The organism is Paenibacillus sp. FSL R5-0486 (assembly GCF_037975155.1).
Classification (GTDB): domain Bacteria; phylum Bacillota; class Bacilli; order Paenibacillales; family Paenibacillaceae; genus Paenibacillus; species Paenibacillus amylolyticus.
This window is the reverse complement of sequence record NZ_CP150237.1, coordinates 2,459,568-2,472,737: the sequence shown is the minus strand read 5'-3', so window position 1 is coordinate 2,472,737 and position 13,170 is coordinate 2,459,568. Positions and strand designations below refer to the sequence as shown.

Annotated in this window: 9 protein-coding genes; all 9 read right to left on the bottom strand. The window is 45.6% G+C overall.

Annotation, left to right across the window (positions count from 1 at the left end; genetic code table 11):
- Positions 1 to 71 precede the first annotated feature (71 nt).
- Complete coding sequence (locus tag MKY01_RS11125) at positions 72 to 902, bottom strand: carbohydrate ABC transporter permease (RefSeq protein ID WP_036609483.1); 831 nt, start codon at positions 900 to 902, stop codon at positions 72 to 74.
- A complete protein-coding gene (locus MKY01_RS11120; protein ID WP_036610887.1) occupies positions 895 to 1,785 on the bottom strand; it encodes a sugar ABC transporter permease in 891 nt (296 codons plus the stop codon). The genes MKY01_RS11125 and MKY01_RS11120 overlap by 8 nt, the downstream gene beginning before the upstream one ends.
- 141 nt (positions 1,786 to 1,926) lie before the next feature.
- Positions 1,927 to 3,210: an extracellular solute-binding protein gene (locus MKY01_RS11115; protein WP_235193818.1), complete on the bottom strand. Its 1,284-nt coding sequence runs from the start codon at positions 3,208 to 3,210 to the stop codon at positions 1,927 to 1,929.
- 351 nt (positions 3,211 to 3,561) lie between these two features.
- The gene (locus tag MKY01_RS11110) at positions 3,562 to 5,331 is read right to left on the bottom strand and encodes a sensor histidine kinase (RefSeq protein WP_036670305.1); all 1,770 of its coding nucleotides are present in this window, start codon (positions 5,329 to 5,331) and stop codon (positions 3,562 to 3,564) included.
- Positions 5,332 to 5,349: 18 nt separating this feature from the next.
- Positions 5,350 to 6,897, bottom strand: a complete 1,548-nt coding sequence (locus MKY01_RS11105) for a response regulator transcription factor (RefSeq protein ID WP_127543821.1) — start codon at positions 6,895 to 6,897, stop codon at positions 5,350 to 5,352.
- Between the two features lie 271 nt (positions 6,898 to 7,168).
- Positions 7,169 to 10,219, bottom strand: a complete 3,051-nt coding sequence (locus MKY01_RS11100; RefSeq protein ID WP_315373153.1) for a X2-like carbohydrate binding domain-containing protein — start codon at positions 10,217 to 10,219, stop codon at positions 7,169 to 7,171.
- A gap of 424 nt (positions 10,220 to 10,643) precedes the next feature.
- Complete coding sequence (locus MKY01_RS11095) at positions 10,644 to 11,525, bottom strand: SMP-30/gluconolactonase/LRE family protein (RefSeq protein ID WP_282321948.1); 882 nt, start codon at positions 11,523 to 11,525, stop codon at positions 10,644 to 10,646.
- A gap of 12 nt (positions 11,526 to 11,537) precedes the next feature.
- Positions 11,538 to 12,203: an SGNH/GDSL hydrolase family protein gene (locus MKY01_RS11090; RefSeq protein ID WP_047842445.1), complete on the bottom strand. Its 666-nt coding sequence runs from the start codon at positions 12,201 to 12,203 to the stop codon at positions 11,538 to 11,540.
- Positions 12,204 to 12,284: 81 nt separating this feature from the next.
- Complete coding sequence (locus tag MKY01_RS11085; RefSeq protein ID WP_036609494.1) at positions 12,285 to 13,073, bottom strand: alpha/beta hydrolase; 789 nt, start codon at positions 13,071 to 13,073, stop codon at positions 12,285 to 12,287.
- Between the last annotated feature and the right edge of the window lie 97 nt (positions 13,074 to 13,170).

Here is a 13,170-nt window from a genome sequence, read left to right as displayed (position 1 = left end):
CAGAGGTACGCCATAACAGCGCCCTCTCTTCTTTCCTGCATCCGTCATTTGCACGGATTATGCTGTTTTCATTACTTCACGGAACCTACCATACCTGCAACAAAATGTTTCTGCATGATGAAGAAAACGATTGCTGTAGGCAGTGTTGCAATCACGATTGCTGTCATGATTACTCCGTAATCCGGAGAATAACCAGCACCCAGATTTGAGATCAACAGTGGAATCGTTTGTTGGTCAGGTGTTTGCAATACAATGAGTGGCCACAGATAGTTGTTCCAGCTACTCATGAATGTAATGATTGCTGCCGCTGCATATGTTGTTTTCATGGTTGGCATATAGATCTTCAAGAAGATGCCGAGTTCACTCAAACCATCAATACGTCCAGCTTCCAGCAAATCTTTCGGGAACATTTTGGTGTTCTGACGGAAGAAAAAGATCAGGAACGCTGTTGCGATGGTTGGCAAGATCACTGCTGCCATCGTGTTAATACCGATAACCGGTGCAACTCCAGAGATTGTTGCAAACATACGATACAGTGGTACCATGATCGCTGCAAACGGGATCATCATGGATAACAACAGGATATTAAACACAATGTCACGAGACTTCGTGCGATATACCTCGAAACCATAACCTGCCATGGAACCAATAAACAGTGCCAAGAGAGTGGAGACCACAGAGATAATCGCCGAGTTTCCGAGAGCCTGTACCAGATTTGTCGAATCGATCAGTTTGTTGAAGTTATCAATGAAAGCTGAACCCGGTAACAATCTGCCTTTCGTTACATCGACAGATGCATTCGTTGAACTGACCAGCATCCAGAAGAAAGGGAAAATGGATACAAAGGCGACGATGGATAGGAACACATACGTGAAAATCCGTTTTGCTTTAGCTTTAGCCATTTTTATTATCACCTGCCACTTTAAACTGGATGATGGACAATACAATAATCAAGATTACGATGGAATACGACACTGTTGCTGCATAACCGAAGTCCGGTGAATATTTGAACGAAAGGTTGTAGATGTATTGTGAAATCGACATGGTCGCATTACCTGGACCACCTTTGGTAATATTCATGATCTCATCGAAGATTTGCAATGTACCAATCGTTGATGTGATGGACGTGAAGAGGATAATCGGTTTAAGCAAAGGTACAGTGATTTTGAAGAATTGTGTAAAAGCATTCGCTCCGTCAATTCTTGCAGCTTCATAGATCGATTGATCGATGTTTTGCAGGGATGACAGATAGAAAATCATGTTATATCCTGTCCAACGCCAAGTAACGGCGATTATGATCGTAATTTTAGCCCAGAACGGGTCTGTGATCCATTGAATTGGATCGCCAATAATGTGCAAGCCCATCAGGAATTGATTCACCATTCCATCTGGTGCGAACAAATATTTGAATACAACAGAGTACGCTACCAATGAAGTTACACAAGGCAAGAAAATCGCTGTACGGAAGAAGCTCCGGAAACGTAGTGTGCTGTCATTCAGCAATACGGAAATAAACAAACCAAGAATAATCATTACAGGCACTTGAATAATCAAGTAGATAAAAGTATTCGATAATGCTGTACGGAATGTTGTATCAACTAACAATCTTTTGTAGTTAGAAAGGCCCGAAAATTCAAGATTGGCTCCTACACCAGACTTGAACGATAAGAGCAGCGCTTGAATCATCGGGTAGAAGTAAAATGCAACAATCCCGACAACAGCCAGCAAAACAAAAGCCCATCCAGTCAAATTATTTTTCTTTTGGAGACTGTCTCCTGTATTCATGGCTTTCACAGTATGGCTCCTCTCTCTCCATGGAACATGGGTAGAACCCACGGAGCCTCTCGCCATATCCGGTTCGACTTGCGCCGGACGTGGGAGACGGCTCCGATGTTTCCTAGGGTTCTATAAGTTACCTTGGGTATCTTAGTTTAATTGTGCTTCAGCTTGTTTTTGTGCATCAGCCAGAACGTCATCGATTGATTTACCGTTCAGGAATGCTTGCATTTCTACAACGAGAATATCTTCAATGGCATATGTGTTGATACCATAGTTTACGCTTGGAATTTCTTTCGTCCAATTTGCAAAGTCTGTGAAGATTTTTTGTCCGCCGAAGTACTCGTCTGCTTTGGCATACGCGTCACCATCAACTGCTGGTTTGTACGTACCAATTGCGCCGATGTTGTTCAACAGATCTTGATACAATTGTTTGTCAGAACCAAATGTTTTTGCTACAAAATCAGCTGCTTGATCTGCACCAGGAACGTTGTTCATAACATACCAAGAGCTACCACCCAAGTTGGATGCGTGAACAGAGTTTGCTTGACCAGCCATTTTCGGTATTGGAGCTACAGCCCATTTACCGGATTGGGAAGCTTCTTGACGTACAGATGGTGAGAACCAGTTACCTGTAGGAATTGTTGCTACGCTACCGTTATTTGCGTTGGCAACGAATTGACTCCAGTCAGAGTGCAATTTAACAATGTTCGCATCCATCATTGCTTTGTAAGTAATAAACGCTTCTTTCAGAGCAGCATTATTAGCAATGTCAGGTGTTTTACCATCTTCTGCGGAATACCATTTACCTGCAGTTTGGATCATCATACGAATCAAACCAAGGTCATTCGGGTCAAGAGAAAGAAGCTCTTTACCTGTTTTAGCTTTTACGTCTTTACCAATTTGGATGTAGTCATCCCAAGTGATGTCTTGCAGGTCAGCTGCTTTGTAGCCCGCTTGCTCCAGCAGATCTGTTCTGTAGTACAAACCAGCAACGCCGGAGTCAAATGGTACTCCGTATTGTTTGCCATCAAACGCTGTTGGTCCGAGTTTGTAATCTGCAAAATCGGAAGCCGTGATACTGGAAGACAGATCTTTGAACGCATCAGGATATGCATTCAGGAAGCTTTGTGAACGATAGTCTTCAATCAGAACTACGTTTGGAAGACCACTGGCAGTTCCGGAGTTAAGACCTGTGTTCAGTTTCTGAATGATATCAGCTTGAGCGTATTCAATGATGTTAATTTTCACATCAGGATTTGCTTTTTGATATGCTTCTTTTGCTGTTTCCATTGCAGCTACGTTAAAAGCTTTGTCCCAAGCCCAGACCGTGATTTCGTTTGTTTTTTCGTCACCACCACTAGCGGATTTACCTCCGCCACCGGATGAACATGCGGACAACAGCAGTACTGTAACGAGCATCAATACCCACATTTTTTTCAAAACATTCAACTCCCCTTCGACCTCTTTGTGTGTAATTTGTTTGCGTTTTCTGAAAGCGGTTGCTTTCGATGTATTCATCTTATCATTCCCATATCTCCATTCGTTAGTAATAATTTTGTACGGATTTGTCATCTTATTGCCACAATGAAAACCTTTACAGAAACCGTTTGCATTAAATTTGGTTTTTTGTAATTTCTTTTGATTTTGTAATTTCTTGATCTTGAAATAGTACAAAGATGATTTCACCCGCTTTACCTCTGACACGTAAAATCCCCCGACTCTGTATATAACAGAAGCGAGGGATCTCGATTATAAGTGTATTCAATGGAATCGGGTTTCGATTCAACTCGTGATTAAAGGTAGTGTAACGGTGACTCTCGTTCCTTCCCCAACCGTACTCATAATGGTGACACCATAAGGTGAACCATATAATAACTCAATACGGTCATGTACATTGCGAATACCGATCCCACTGAATAGTTGACGATTGTTCTTTGGATTGGGCAACGTTTCTCCCATGACAAGCCCTTCAATTCCATCCCCATTGTCCATAATCTCACAGATGAGCGATTCTCCCGCTCTGGAAACCATGACATGAATCGTACCCGTTTCTTTCTTGATGAATCCATGGAAAAATGCATTCTCGATAAACGGCTGGATCACCAGTTTGGGTACATGATAGTGTGTACAATCCGGAGCCACGTAGAAAGCTGCTTTAATCCGGCCACCATATCTGACGTGATTAATGAAGACATAATTTTTCAAATTCTCGACTTCTTGTTCCACGGTAACCGTCTGACTCACATCACTAATCGTATTTTGCAACAATCCAATTAATGCATTAATGGTCTCCGCAGCCCTGTCTTTGTTGCCTTGTTGCACCAGAACTTTGACAGATGCAAGTGTATTGTACAAGAAGTGAGGATTAATCTGACTCTGTAATGCCGCAAGCTCTGCGTTCCGTTGTTCATGTTGTGTCTGTACTAACTGATCCACATAATCATGCAGTTCATCAAGCATGTAATTGTAAGCATGACCAAGCTGCCTGCTCTCGTAGCTTCCGCTCACCGGAATATAGTTGTCCAGATCACTTTTTGTAATGTTGGACATCTGCTTCACAAGTCTGCGCAGTGACTTGGTAATCTGGCTGGTGATGAGAAACACAAGGATGAGTGCCCCCACAACGATAGCTGCACAGATCAGGGCAACCGTCTTCATGTCGATAAGTTGACCCATCGCCAGATCCTTATCCACTACATTGACAATATAAAACCGATAGAACGGTAAATACTCGGATAACACAACGCTATCCTGATCCATCACACGAGCATTAATACTTCTCGGAGAGTTGTTGTTCATATCCCGGGCATACGATAGCAAATCCAGCTGAGTTGTTCCGATCCAGTCTTCACGATTCGATGATACAATCTCACCTTTTTCATTCATAATGACCACATCATTGCCACGACTTGTAAAGCTGCTGTAAAATTGCCGGAATATGTCTTCTCTCATCGTGACATAGAGCGTACCGTATATCCGGCTGCGTGTTCGGTCCGTCAACGCTTTCGTCGCAGAGATCATCTGCTGACTCCCGAGCGTTGCCTCGTTTTGGTAAACATCAAAGATAAGACGACTCGGCGTCTCAGCGGCTTCCATCGTAATTGGCTCCTGCTTCAATTCATCCACGGACAACTGAAGGTGAGCACGATTCGTGGAATAGCTCCGTCCATTAATCCCGATAATTGTTATCCCAACTTCGTAGGATTCTGTGATGGATTGAATTCGATCCATCGTTTCCCTCATATTATAGAAGGATTTGGCCATCGTGAGGGAATCGGCATCTCCTTCGGACAGGAATCCTCGGATCGATCCACTCTGCGTCACATTATTCGATACGGCAGCAATGGCCTCATTAAAGGATTCAAAATTTGTTTTGATCTGATTAAGCACCTTGGAGTTTGTGATACTGAACGTCTCAGTAAACAGATTGGTTGACATGTGAATGGTCGTCCATAAGATGAGTACAGAAACGAGGACAATACTGACCACCATAACCAGAAACAACTTAGGAAACAATCCGAGACGAGATAATTGGTTCATCCATTTCTTCATGATCTTATCCTTCTGACTTTATGCCCAGAATTTGCGCCGGTATCGGCTTGGTGATAATCCGGTGAATTTTTTGAACACTTTGCAAAAGTAACTATGATCGGAATAACCTACCATACTGCTAATCTCAGAGATCGTTACATCATCGGATCGGAGCAGTTCCTCGGCTTTTTCAATCCGAATTTTATTCAAGTATTCATTAAATCCTTCTTTTTTGTGAGATGAGAAATAACTGGATAAATACGATGGATTAAAATGAAAGTGCTTGGCTACTTCAGCAAGCCCGAGCGGCTGATCAAAGTGCTCATGCATGTAATCCAGCAACATCTTCATGTTGGGATCACTTCGTTTTCCACCCGCACCAACGGTGCACTCCTGAACTTCCGTCATGAATTGATCAAGCACGGTCATGACTTCGTCCAGACTCGAAGCGCCGTCCACATTTTTAAAATAAGTATATTTGCTCTCTTCCAGCCCGGCAGACTGGACATCCATATCCGCGAGGGTAATGGTCACGTTAAATATCAAGTTACCGAGAAATGATTTGATTTCAAAAACATCGGCAATATAATCCCGTCCAAGTGTTTTTGCATGATCCTGTAAATACTCCCTTGCCGCTTCGACCCGGTTACGCTTCACATGCTGCAAAAACATATTCACATTAAACTGGTAACCTGCGGAATGCATTGGAGGCAGTTCACCATACACCAGAATTGGTCGATCCTTATAATAGAAACGATATTCAATCAGCTTAATCAGGCGTTCCCGGTAAACAACACCCATCTGTTCAAATGAAGTAAAGCTTTCACTAAGCACCCAACCAGGACTGTCTTCTCCTGTTGCATTTTCACTGGCCAACTGTCTGATCCGTTCAAGCATCCATTCATCTCTCGCAGGATCGACATTAAGAAGCATCACAGGTAATGTACCCTCTGCGGGAACCATTGCACATTCTACTTCAGGCAGATCACAGCGGAGCTTGGACTCAATCTGCTCCTGATCCATCTTCAGTGGATTCCCTCCAGCACCCACGGGTTTATACACAAGCAAGCGAAAGGATTCATACGGAAAGGTATCTCGAATGATCGGCATTTCGCTATCTTCATCCAGTGTAAATCCGGACAGCATCTTCTCCATCAGTTGCCCAAGTCTCCAGCCATCGTGCGACGGCTCGAACTGTAATTCCGGAATTTTACCCGCTGTGCGTTGAAGGACTTGCAATAATTCATTCGTATCCAGCTTGGGTTTCAGTATATAATCGGCTGCCCCGTGCTGAAGCGTTGAACGTACATACTCGAATTCACTGAAGCTGCTAAGTACAATAACTTCAATCTGCGGATTACTGGCTTTTAGTGTACGGACAAACGTTTCCCCATCCATGACAGGCATGACAATGTCGGTGATCACAATATCCGGTTTTAACAGGTTCACCTGCTGTAATCCTTCTTCACCGTTGGAAGCTTCACCCACAATGATAAATCCTTCCGCTTCCCAGTTCATATGGTGCTTTATGCCCTGTCTTACCAGAAACTCATCGTCAACAATCAGCACCTTGCACAACCGGTTCATGATCGCGACCCCCTTGTCTAATCTTTCCTCTATATCTGTACAGGCTATACCAACTATTATATATCGGTTATAAACACTTTCCAGTGTTAGCGGTTACATTAATTCTAAATTAATTGTACATCTTTTTATATCCTAAAACGATCCTTTAAGCAATGGTAACTATCTATAGTTTACACTATATTTCGACAAAATAAGAAGCCCCGACTCGCCATTTGATCATCTGGCGAATCAGGACCCTTATTTCAATCCTTTATTTCGTTAAATCACTCACTTATGGTTCAATTCCCCATTGGAGACTTCCCGCGATATAACCAGTGACTTTGAACCAGTCCGTATAGGAAGTCTGGCTACCTGCAAAAGAATAATCATCCGTTTGCGTATAGTTGGTCCAATTGTTCTTGGAGATGCGCGTATGGATTTCTGTGCTTTGTCCTGCATTCAGAGTTCCAGCGGAAGCTGTGAATCCAATCTCAAGCACGTGGTCAGCACCTGTCCGAACCGGATTGAGTGCACTGAACGTGCCTGTTACATTCGTACTGCCAGCAGTCGCCCAGTCAGCGAAGAAGTTCTGAGGCTGTTCACCGTTTATCGTGTAATAGTATCTGATTTTCACATCAGACAGATTCAAGGCTGTAGTACCTGTGTTTGTCAGTTTGAATTTGGGACTAATCGAGCTGCCCGTCTCTGAAGTGTTGCTGTTAAACATCTCAATGCGTATGGTTCCAACAGGTGCAGCTGTCGTGTCTTTAATGAGCAGATTCAAGGTCGCAGGAGCACCTGCGCTGAATTGAAAGGTTAGCGTCGCTGCGCCATTGGGCAGTGAAGCCAAGTAGTTTTTACTTAATACGACCTCATTGCCTGTCAACGTGTAATCTGTACCTGAAACCAGCGTTGCATTCCCGTTGCGAATGGATGCAAGTGTATTCCCGTTAAGTGTTAACGTGACTGGAATATTAATCTGATTGCCTGCTTTGCGATCAAATTCGGCTGTAACCGGTGTAATCGCAGAGTTGGTCACTGGTGTACCCCCGCCGTCTCCTCCTCCATTGTTACCTCCAACACGGTCAGCATACAAAATTCCGCGGCCATTTGTTCCGAGATATACTCTTCCATACAAACGCGGATCACCCGTAATTGTGGTTACACGAGCATACTGATGCTGATCATCATTGATACGAACCCAATTGGCACCACCGTCATCGGAGCGGAAGAATCCACGTGTTCCATCGATCTGTGCAACCGTGTATAACGCAACAACGCTCTGCCCAGGGGCCGCTTTACCAAATCCGATACTGTCTGCTTCCTCTACATTGGCAAGCTTCGTGAATGTCGCTCCTGAATCCGTGGAATGCCATAATCCGTAAGGACCTTCTTCCTCACTACCACCTGCAAACCAGAGTTCGCCTTCAACACCTGGAACGGCATCCAGATCGGCATTTCCTTCCATTGGAAGTCCGGTCGCAGATGATGCCGTGAAAGTAGCACCACCATTCACACTCACATAGATTTTACCCGCTGCAAATCCATAAAATTTGTTTGGATTGACACGATCCGAAATCACTTTTGCCTGTGCAGGTATGCCCGTACTTGCCGTCCATGAATTGCCGCCAGTCGAATAATGTACGCCTTTATCTGATGTGCTCCATACGAGTCGGTTACCATTCGCAGAGATGGCTACGGTCCCTCCTCCGGTTGTGCCGGCAGGTTCTGCATTGGCCTTATACCACGTAGTACCTCCGTCACTGGACAAACCAATGGATTTTGCATTGGGATCAGCAGCATAATCTGCTTTACCTACGCGAACCATCGTATTTGGACTTAACTCTGCAAAATCCAGACTTTCTGTGGAAGGATAGTTCGGGCTCGTAAATATGGTAGCTGGAGCCTGGTCCAGATTGTTATGACGGAATCCGGAGACATCTCCCAATCCGCTTATCAAATGTGCACCACTTGGCGGGCTGACCAGATCCAGCACGGCAATCTCCTCAACCCCCTTCGCCATCACTGAAATATTGATTTTTTCATCATCATCCCAGTCTGTCAGGTTCTTCGTTCCATAGATCGTAGCACCCGTTCCATACATCATGCGATCCGAATCAAACGGATCAATCTCCAGATCACCGATCATCCAGCCCAGTTTTGGGGTTGTTTCGGGTGGGGCAGGATTGGTGCCAAATGTGAGCCATGGCGCTGCCGAAATATCCTGTGTATAACGTAACTTCCGGTTCGGATATCCTTCAAATTCCCATATGCGTGTCCATGTCGCTCCGCCATCTGTACTCCGGAACAAGGTGGCATCCGGCCACCAGGAATTTAATGTCGCAACCATCAATGTACCGGGATTCTGTGCATCAACAGCCAATCCGCCATATCCAAAATAATTATCCGTGCTACTGCTTGGAACAGGGCTGATGTTGGTCCAGACACCTGTAGACGTATTCAGTTTCCACACGTCACCTTTTGCCCCATCATAGGGTCCAACACCATCGCTGTACGTAATATAGAGGCTTCCGTCTGAATCAAACACACCATGATGCGGAATATAACCTGTAGGTTGACCAGCAACAGCTGACCAGGTCAGGCCGCCATTTGTGCTGCGATATACGCTTTGATCTTTATCCGCAACACCCACATAGATTGTCTGGGTTGCTTGCCCTGCCGAACCTGTTGTTTTGTCAAATGTAATCCATGCCAGACCCACGATGTCACTGGTATATTCATTCGAAGGATCTTGCACATAATTTCCCGGATTCGGGAAGCTTGTGACTTCGTTCCAGGTCACACCGTAATCGGTACTTTTCCATAGCCCATGACCACTTCGTGCACCGAAATACAGAATACTGTTATCATTTGGGTCCACGGTCAGGCGTTCTCCCATTGAACGTCCCGGCATGTTGCCGCCCACTTTGAACGGAAGTGTTGTGGTTTGCCATGTATCTCCCCGGTCCGTAGAGCGCAAGATGGAGCCATTATTTTGGTCCCACGAATTCGTATACGTCCCAACTGCCATATACACCCGATCGGGATCAACCGGGTCCGTAGCCAGTGCGTCCACACCATTCTTGTTCCAGTCATCCCAGCCGACAAAATCCGTTAAGGGTATCCACCTCTCGTCTGCCGCATTCCAGCGATAGGCTCCCCCGATATCTGTACGGGCATAGATCAGATCCTTTTCCGACTCGTTGAAAATAATGCCCGGTACAAACCCGCCTCCTGCACCCGTCACCACATTTTTCCACTCATAGGCTTCACTTGGTGCCGCCGCTGTTGTTCCAGCAAGTCCTCCCAGTGAGGCGGTTACTACAGCAACCGTCAGGCTCATCATTCGCAATTTCCCCATAAACGTTCTCATATCAACTTATCCTCCTCTTCTACTTCGTTACTGCATTTCGGTCTATCCCCGCTGTCTCATCGTGCTGATGATGGCGTGCCAGACGAATCAATGCATCCCTTGATACAAGAAGCCTCACCCCCTTCCAGTCATATTGTTAAGCGCTTACATAATTGTTCTTGATTCGCGGTTATCTGGATAATACTTTCAATAAATAACATTCGCTGGCAATCTCCAAACCCCTCTGTCGAAATTCCGATTTTTGTAAAATATTTTCAGTGTTTAAACTGGTTTATACAACAAAAAAAGATGCTGTTAGAACAGCACCTTTCGACATTTTATATAAGAGTAAAAAAATGGAATCGTTTCTTTCCTGGCAAACCAGGCAGAGGTTCACTACATAATTGGCACCTGTTTATTGCTGGCTACCATAAGCGTGAGTCTCCTGCCCTTTAACGCCCGGTCTGATGACAAAAAGTGAGCCCGCATCCGGTGTCTCTTTCAAACGTTCTTCCTTAATCCCTATACGTGCTGTTGTAATGTATAACTCTTCGAGATCCGGTCCACCAAAACAGCAGGATGTTACCTGATCTGCCGGCACCTCGATCTGTTGCAACAATTCTGATGTATGCGGGTTCCAACGAGTGACTCTTCCTCCGCCCCAGTGTGCAACCCACAGCATGCCCTCACCATCAACCGTCATCCCATCCGGAAAACCGAATTCCTCCGGTATGTGAATGATACTTGTCCGATTTTGTATCGTACCTGCCGTCAGATCAAAATCAAACCGGTCAATAGAACGTGTCGGGGTATCAATGTAATACATGGTCTGCCGATCCGGACTCCAGCCCAGACCGTTGGATGTAGACACACCTTGTACCATTGTGCGAACGGGTTGCCCTTGCTCCAAACAATACAATGATCCGGCTTTGCTCTCATTATTCATGCTCATCGTGCCTGCCCAGAAGCGGCCCTTTTCATCACATTTTCCATCATTAAAACGATTCGTATCCTTATCTTGTTCAGGGTCTTCAATAGCCTGTAGCTCACCCGTAAGCAAGTGATACGTATGGAATCCACTGCGTAAAGCAACCACAACTTCGTCACCACGATAGGGAACAACAGCCCCGACATGTTCACCGACATCATAAGCCTGATCCTGCCCTGTAGCTGGATCATACACATGCACCTTGAAGCTTTCAATATCTACCCACAACAATCGATTGTTCTCCGCATCCCAGCTTGGACCTTCCCCCAGTAATGCCGGGGTTTGTACTGCTACAGTTACGTCGCTCATGCCATCACGTCCTTATTCAGATTTGACGCCGCCTGACCATTCGAATCCGATGGCATCCAAGAATGCTTTGGACAATACCATATGGCCCGTTGCATCCGGATGTACCCGGTCATAAGTCAGCACAGACGTATAGAAATGATCCCAAAATGGAGCAAATGCAGCCTGTGTATCCACATACACCGCATCATACTCACTCGCTACCCTGCGTACCGCTTCTCCGTAGATATCCATCGTTGCCCGCATCGGGTCTTCCGGGTTGGCCTCAAGATAATAAGGTGTCATCAGTACCAGACCTTTCAGGTTGGGACGAACCGAAGCCACCAGTTCACGCAATGTGGATTCGTATTCTTCAAGAAACACATGTGAGTCTGTTGACAATGGGTTGTCGAACTGACGCCATACATCATTAATGCCAATCATGATCGTCAGCCAGTCCGGTTTAAGGTCCAGCACATCACGATCCCAGCGCTGCTTCAGATCACGAATCGTATTTCCACCATTACCCACATTTTGGACACGCAACATCAATTCCGGATAGATGGACCGCAAGAGGGCATAGACTTGCGCTACGTAACCATGTCCCAGACCGGAGCTACCTTCGCCTACAGGATGTTCCCGACCACAATCTGTAATCGAATCACCGATAAACAGAAGCTTGTCATTTTTTTGCAATTTCATCGTTCTTTTCTCCTTCGCTCCAAGGCGCTAATATAAGAATAATTGATTAATCAGACCGTTAAGTTGTTATCCAATCAGTGATTACCAGCCTTGATTCTTGAGCCATGTGAGACACAGATCTGACCATACCCGAACCGCGTGGTTGTCCTCAGCCAATCCAAGTCCATGTGACCCTTTCTCAAAAACGTGCAAGTCATAGGGGATGCCATGCGCACCCAATGCAAGTGCGTAACGCAAGCTATTCTCTACAGGTACTGCCTGGTCATCGCTGGTATGCCAGATGAACGCTTCAGGAGCATCCGCTCTTACCTGCTGCTCCGCACTGAAAGCCTTGATCTGCTCGGCAGAGGCGTCCGACCCAAGCAAATTCTCACGGGAACCGGCATGTCCATAGGACTCCATCGTAATGACCGGATAACAGAGAATAACTCGGTCCGGGCGTGAACTCTGGCGTTCGATGAGGTCCTCATGATCCGGTTGTCCCTCGTCATACAGCGTTCCCAGTGTTGCTGTGAGATGTCCGCCTGCGGAGAAACCAAGTACTGCAATCTTAGCAGGGTTGATGCCATACTGCTCAGCATGAGCACGAACATAACGTATGGCACGCTGACCATCTGTTATCGGTGCAGGATGCTGGTGAGGCGCCACCCGATAATTCAGGACAAATGCACTTATACCTGCACGGTTCAACAATTCCGCTATTGGAGCACCTTCATGATCAGCCAAAAATCCATAACCGCCCCCTGGACATACAATGACAGCGCTCTCGGAACCGGGCTGAATAAATGGAATCAAATGTGGCATCTCGTCTTCATGACCCTGGGCTGCATAAGGTGCAGCATGATCCCATAAGGGTATAGTTGTTGTCATCTTCAATCATCCTCTCCAAGTAGAACGGAACCATGGGTCCGTTTAAACGTTTTCGAATCTCAGGAATCGATACCATCATAACGGTAATGACCCTAAC

Coding starts and splice junctions, on each gene's coding strand:
- MKY01_RS11125 (WP_036609483.1), bottom strand. CDS start 902: ATGGCTAAAGCTAAAGCAAAACGGATTTTCACGTATGTGTTCCTATCC.
- MKY01_RS11120 (WP_036610887.1), bottom strand. CDS start 1,785: ATGAATACAGGAGACAGTCTCCAAAAGAAAAATAATTTGACTGGATGG.
- MKY01_RS11115 (WP_235193818.1), bottom strand. CDS start 3,210: ATGTGGGTATTGATGCTCGTTACAGTACTGCTGTTGTCCGCATGTTCA.
- MKY01_RS11110 (WP_036670305.1), bottom strand. CDS start 5,331: ATGAAGAAATGGATGAACCAATTATCTCGTCTCGGATTGTTTCCTAAG.
- MKY01_RS11105 (WP_127543821.1), bottom strand. CDS start 6,897: ATGAACCGGTTGTGCAAGGTGCTGATTGTTGACGATGAGTTTCTGGTA.
- MKY01_RS11100 (WP_315373153.1), bottom strand. CDS start 10,219: ATGAGCCTGACGGTTGCTGTAGTAACCGCCTCACTGGGAGGACTTGCT.
- MKY01_RS11095 (WP_282321948.1), bottom strand. CDS start 11,525: ATGAGCGACGTAACTGTAGCAGTACAAACCCCGGCATTACTGGGGGAA.
- MKY01_RS11090 (WP_047842445.1), bottom strand. CDS start 12,203: ATGAAATTGCAAAAAAATGACAAGCTTCTGTTTATCGGTGATTCGATT.
- MKY01_RS11085 (WP_036609494.1), bottom strand. CDS start 13,073: ATGACAACAACTATACCCTTATGGGATCATGCTGCACCTTATGCAGCC.